At 69.9% G+C, this 5593-nt stretch carries 6 protein-coding genes; 2 read left to right on the forward strand and 4 right to left on the reverse strand.

All coding sequences use genetic code 11. The features are described 5' to 3' along the window. Positions 1-154 precede the first annotated feature (154 nt). Both AC08OX_RS14275 and AC08OX_RS14280 read left to right on the forward strand, forming a co-directional pair. A complete protein-coding gene (locus AC08OX_RS14275) occupies positions 155-1687 on the forward strand; it encodes an alpha,alpha-trehalose-phosphate synthase (UDP-forming) (RefSeq protein WP_476608273.1) in 1533 nt (510 codons plus the stop codon). A gap of 169 nt (positions 1688-1856) precedes the next feature. Continuing rightward, positions 1857-2051 carry a hypothetical protein gene (locus AC08OX_RS14280; protein ID WP_476608274.1) on the forward strand — a complete coding sequence of 65 codons (195 nt, stop codon included), beginning with the start codon at positions 1857-1859 and terminating at the stop codon, positions 2049-2051. Positions 2052-2162: 111 nt separating this feature from the next. Here AC08OX_RS14280 and AC08OX_RS14285 read toward each other — a convergent pair whose 3' ends face one another. The 4 genes from AC08OX_RS14285 to AC08OX_RS14300 form a co-directional block, all read right to left on the reverse strand. After that, positions 2163-2720: a SixA phosphatase family protein gene (locus tag AC08OX_RS14285; protein WP_476608275.1), complete on the reverse strand. Its 558-nt coding sequence runs from the start codon at positions 2718-2720 to the stop codon at positions 2163-2165. Between the two features lie 560 nt (positions 2721-3280). Next, positions 3281-3649, reverse strand: a complete 369-nt coding sequence (locus AC08OX_RS14290; protein WP_476608276.1) for a WhiB family transcriptional regulator — start codon at positions 3647-3649, stop codon at positions 3281-3283. Between the two features lie 887 nt (positions 3650-4536). Further along, on the reverse strand, positions 4537-4959 hold the full coding sequence (locus AC08OX_RS14295) for a rhodanese-like domain-containing protein (RefSeq protein WP_011435922.1): 423 nt from the start codon (positions 4957-4959) through the stop codon (positions 4537-4539). Then, the coding region (locus AC08OX_RS14300) for a cysteine dioxygenase (protein ID WP_476608277.1) at positions 4956-5593 on the reverse strand (638 nt) is incomplete at its 5' end. The genes AC08OX_RS14300 and AC08OX_RS14295, both read right to left, overlap by 4 nt.

Raw genomic sequence — 5593 nt, forward strand, 5'->3', positions numbered from 1 at the left:
AACTTATCTAGGAAACTCCCGCTAGCCGCGTTGCAACGCGGTGCATCCGAAAGCCGGGCTTACTACAGTCCGGATTGTCCCCGTGCGCTCGGGCGCTCGGGTTCAGCGGTGCCGGACGCCGAGTACCGCCCGTGACCAGGAGGCCGCATCCGCCGTGTCGGACTTCAACCCGCTCGACCTGTCGCTCGACCTGCCGCTCGTGCTGCTGTCCAATCGCGGTCCGGTCAGGTTCGACCGGGACGCCACCGGTCGTACCGTCACCAGGGGGGCGGGCGGCCTCGTCTCGGCCCTGTCCGGACTCGCCGAGCATCTCGACGACGCGGTGTGGGTGTGCGGCGCAGCCAGCGAGGAGGACGTCGCCGTCGCGGGGGAGAGTGCCGGGAGCTCCATCCTCGTCCAGACCTATCCCTCGCCCCGGCTCGTGGAGGGTGACCCGGACGGCCCCGCCATCCGGGTCCGGCTCGTCGTTACCGATCCGACCGCCTACGCCGACTTCTACAGCGTGTGGTCCAACCCGGTCCTGTGGTTCATCCAGCACGGCCTCTACGGCCGGTCGCTGTCACCGGTGTTCACCCGGGCCGAGCACGACGCCTTCGAGAACGGCTACGCGGCGGTCAACCGGGCCTACGCCGACGCGGTGGTTGACGAGGTGCGCGCGCGGGGTGGCAAGGCGCTCGTCCTGCTGCAGGACTACCACTTCTACCTCGTGGCTGACTGGGTGCGGGAGCAGTGCCCGGATGCGGTGCTCACGCATTTCATCCACATTCCCTGGCCAGGGCCGGACGAGTGGCGCATCCTGCCCGCCGACATCCGGGAGCGGCTACTGCGCGGGCTGCTCGGTAGTGATGTGGTCGGTTTCCATACCCGGCGCTACGCCCGCAACTTCGTCCTGTGCGCCCAGGAGCTGCTCGGCCTGCCGATCGACCTGGAGCAGCTGACAGTGACGGTGGCGGACCGGGTGGTCCGCGCCCGGTACCACCCGATCTCGGTCGACCCGGCGGCGCTGGACGCTACGCAGGCCTCCGAGGAGGTGGCGGCGCATGTGGCGATGCTGCGCTACATCTTCCTCGACGATGACCGTCAGCTCATCCTGCGGGTGGACCGCACCGACCCCAGCAAGAACGTCGTGCGTGGCTTTCTGGCCTTCGGCACCCTACTCGATCAGCACCCGGAGCTGGTGGGCAAGGTCAGCTTCCTGGCGCTGCTGCAGCCCAGCCGCACCGACGTGCCGGAGTACGCCGACTACATCGCCCTGATCGGCGCGGTCGTCGCGGAGATCAACGCCCGGCATACCAAGGAGGGGCGCCAGCCGATCGACCTGCGGATGGTCGAGGACTTCCCGCTCGCCGTGGCGGCCTACTCCATCTGTGACGTTCTGATCGTCAACGCGATCGCCGACGGGATGAACCTGGTCGCGAAGGAGGTCGCGGTCGTCAACCGGCGTGGCGGCGTGCTGGCGCTGTCGGAGATGGCCGGGGCGCACGAGGAGCTGGGCGAGTTCGCCGTTACCCTGCACCCCTTCGACGTGCAGCAGATGGCCGACGCCCTGTACACCGCGCTGACGATGCCGATGGAGGAGCGCCATCGCCGGCTCACCGCGGCCGCCAGACAGGTCCGCACCCACGACGTGCGGCGCTGGCTCGACGACCAGTTGGTGGACTTGCGGCGGGTCGCCGGATTCGGGTGACCGGGCTCCCGGCGCGGGAAGGGAATGGCAAGATCGGGCAGAATGGCGAGATTGGGCAAAGGTACATCGCCATCCGGGATCGGACATGCCGATCGCGGGTAGTCTCGCACCGGAAAACGATGTGCATCGGGTCGCCGGGCGGCCCCGATGAGGACGGACGGGAGTGGACGTGGCTAGTGAGACCGGTCACCACAAGGCCAACACGGGTTCGTGGGCCGCGGTACTTCTGATCATCGTAGGCTTTGTTGCCGGGACGTTCGCCCTCCCGCTCGCCTCGGTGCCGTTGTGGATCGCGGCTGGCGCACTGCTGGTCGTTGGCGGCGTCTTCGCCCTCGCATCCAAGATCATGGAGCAGGCCTACTGAGCGCAGTGCCGATCTGGTTCACGAGGCCTGGCGCGGCACCTACCAGTTCATCGGGCTGCCGCGCCGCGGCGCTCGGCCGCCGGCCGAGCTCAGGCCGGCGGCGTTCCCGACTCAGGACGGCGGGCCGGGTTTCGGGGCCCCTGCCGGTCCGACGGCCTCCCGCAGGCCCCGCGGAGTGACGAAGGAGACGAGCCGGGCCGAGTCCTGACCCAGCTCCGCCCAGCGCGTAACGGTCAGATCCTGGATGGCGAGTGCCGCCGTCGGAAACGTGGGGATCCGGTATCGCTCGGCCGGGGGCAGCAGGGCCACGGCCAGCGTGTGGATACCGGGATTGTGCCCGACGAGCATCACGCTGGGCACTCCGTCGTCGATCTCACGCAGCCGGTCCAGCAGGTCCTGCGCCTCGGCCAGATAGAGCCGGTCCTCGGTCAGGACCGGGACGTTCGGGGGGAGCGCATCCGCGAGGCCCTCGACGGTCTGCCGGGTCCGCAGCGCGGAGGAGCACAGAATGAGGTCGGGCGCGAGCTTGTTGTCCGTGAGGTAGCGCGAGATGAGCTCGCAGCCCCGCCGGCCCGATCCGGACAGCGGTCGATCGGCGTCGTGGATTGACCCTTCGGCCCAGTCCGACTTTGCGTGCCGCAGCAGAAGAAGGCGCCGCCGTGGTTTCACGAGCGAGCTCTCCGCCGTACGGGGAGGAAATCGACGGCGCGACGTCCGTCGCGTTCCAGCCGGAATTGCCGTTCCAGCCGGAGTTGCCGGGAATCCGTACCTGGCGTGGCGGGCGCGGAACGGCGAGCAGGACCGTGCAGGGCTGGTTCGATATAAAGTATGATATTCAGGGAAAAGAATTTTCCGGTGAATTTCCCAGGGTCTGTCTGTGGCAGCACGGCCCGGGGTTTCTTGCCGCCACTGCCCGGATCGTCGAATCCGGTCCCGCCGGGAGCCATACCCGTGCCCACCGCGCCCTCCCGCGTCCGGTCCCCGCGCCGCCGCGCCGCACGCCCCGCGGCGTGAGGTGATGACATGAAGACTGCCCAGGATGGGCCGGGTCCGTCAATGAGATATGGCCCGACCGGATAGCGAGGGCGTTGCGGCCGAGTCGTCTGGAACCATGATCCTGATCATCGCCGCCGATATCCGGGCAGATCGGCCGGCGTGAGGAGCCACCGCGTGACCAGGGGGGCGATCATCGCTGCGGGACGCGCCCGGGGTCACCGGGCGCGGTCCGCTCAGCTCGCGACCGACACGGACAGCAGCAGCCGGTCGGCGAAGACCAGGGCGTCGTTCGCGCTCAGCCGCCCGCGGGGGACGACGGAAGCACGCTCGTCCGAGGTCAGGCCGCCCCACACCCCGTGCTCTTCCTGACAGAAGATCGCGGTGGCCAGGCATGGGCGCTGCACCGGGCAGTCGGAGCAGATCTTGCGGGCCCGCCTCTCGGCCGCGGCCCGGGCTTTCGTGTTGCGGCCGTCCGGCGGGAAGAATGCGTCCGGGTCGCCGTCGCGGCAGGCCGCTTCCTGGCGCCAGTAGGCGGGCCAACCAGCTCCGAACGGCCGTGGCGGCAGATCACGGCCGGGAAGAACCGGGACGCCGGCGCTCATCGTGCACCGCCGGACACGTGGTGACACGCGGCGGACAGGGAGCTGAGCGTGGCGAAGCTTCGAGCGGGTAGCACGCTGGGCTGACTGGGCATACCGTCTCCTGCTGACGTTGCAAAGGCGGACACACTGCTTTTCCAGACCGCCGAATCCGGTGTTGCCTACACCCAGACAGGCAGGTCAACCTGGTCGAGCCGAGAAGCCCTCGGGCGTTCCGGGTGGAATCCGTCGACGCTGCCTTTTCGGTTGGCCTACCGTGGCCGGAGCTCCGCTCGGAAACGATCCCGTCTCGTCTCGTTAACCGAGGAACGTAGACGTCTCTCGACCGGATAGCAAGGGTTCCGGAACGCGGACGTCCGGGGCTCCGTACCGGCGTGTGCCGAGGTAGATGGTCACGCACCGTGCGCGTTCCGAGATGACTGCCGTCGGGCGGGATCGGTGTTGCCGTCGGTCGGGCTCGGTCGCCACGGCGGCCGGGTCCGGGCTCGCCGGGTACCGCCGGATGGGCGGGGAAGCGCTACTGGACAGCGGAAACAGCCTGTATGAAGATCGTTGCCGGATGACCGGTGCGGCCCGGGAGGGGCGTCGGCGGGGCATTGTCGATCAAGGTTGGAGCGGTACCCGGGTTCGATTGCGTACGGGTGACGATCCCGCGAAGGTCCGCTTACCCCGGTTCTCGGGGGATGATTTCGGTAGAGAAATGTGCGCAGAACCACATCCGATGCTTTTGCCGCTGCATGCGCCCCTGACCTCTGCGGGGTGCAGGGGCGGCGATGACGTGGCCGGCACGACCGGGATCCCCCGGGGGACCCCGGGTAGACCCCCTGGGTAAACCCGCCGGCCCGGTCGAAGCCGGTCGGGGCCTCGGCCGGGCCGGCGGGTCGCGGCGGTCAGCGGGCCGGGCAGGTGGGGAGTCCGGTCGCCGCCCAGCCGTGGAATCCGCCGATCACGTCGGTGGCGCGCCACAGGCCGAGCTGTCGCAACGAGTCGGCTGCGAGGCTGGAGGTGTAACCCTCTGAGCAGATCACGATGACCTGCAGATCGTCCCCCGTCGCCAGTGGCAGGCACGCGTCGCTGGTGGGGTCGAACCGCCATTCGAGGACGTTGCGCTCCACGATGACGGCGCCGGGGATCTCCCCCTCCGCGGCGCGTTGCGCCGCGGGTCGGATGTCGACCAGCACCGCGTCGCCGTTCTCGGCCAGGGCACGCGCGGCCTGCGCCGGTTCGAGTCGGTGCAGCCGGGACCGGGCCGCCGCGAGCATCGCGTCAATCCGGCTCGGTGGCGTGGCTGTGGCGTGCTCGGTTGCCGTCATGCGCCGCTCCCGGCCACCGCGTGGGTCGGAGCCCAGCGGTCGCCCCTGCCCGCCTCCATCGGCGCGGTGGCCGCGCCGATGGTGACGGCCGGGCCCAGGACCGTCGCGGCTGCTGCGGCCGCGGGTGGGATCTCGACGGCACGCGGATCCTCTGCCCGGCCGCCATCGGCCGGCGCCGGCGCGAACCGCATCGACAGTTCCGGTGGGGAGTAGGCGTGGATCGTCGTCGCGACCTGCCGGCCGCGGTTGGCGACCCGGTGGATGTGGGTCGGGTCGAAGCCGACCACGGCCCCGGTCCCGTGCCGGTGCATCTGGGAGCTGGTCCAGCTCCGGTCGTACTGGTCCTCCTCCACGAAACCCTCGGCGACCGTCAGCGCCCCCAGCGCGCCGCCGTGATCGTGTACCTCCGTCTGCTGCCCCGGATACCAGCCGATCAGCCACACCTCCACGGTCGCGGAGAGCAGCAGCCGGGTGTACCACCGGCGGTCGGGACGGTGACGGATGACGGGACGCCAGACCTCGGGTGTCGCCGCGAGCGCGGCGGTCAGTTCGCACAGGGTCACCAGGTCGATGAGGCCCGGCTCATCGCTCAGGCACGAGGCCGGCACGAAGGGGTCGGCGAGGAGGGTGGGGT

The organism is Frankia sp. CoBUL1 (assembly GCF_978021245.1).

Bases quoted from the DNA above. Each gene is read 5' to 3' on its own strand.
- AC08OX_RS14290 (WP_476608276.1), bottom strand. From the start codon at position 3,649: ATGAGCGCCGGCGTCCCGGTTCTTCCCGGCCGTGATCTGCCGCCACGG.
- AC08OX_RS14295 (WP_011435922.1), bottom strand. From the start codon at position 4,959: ATGACGGCAACCGAGCACGCCACAGCCACGCCACCGAGCCGGATTGAC.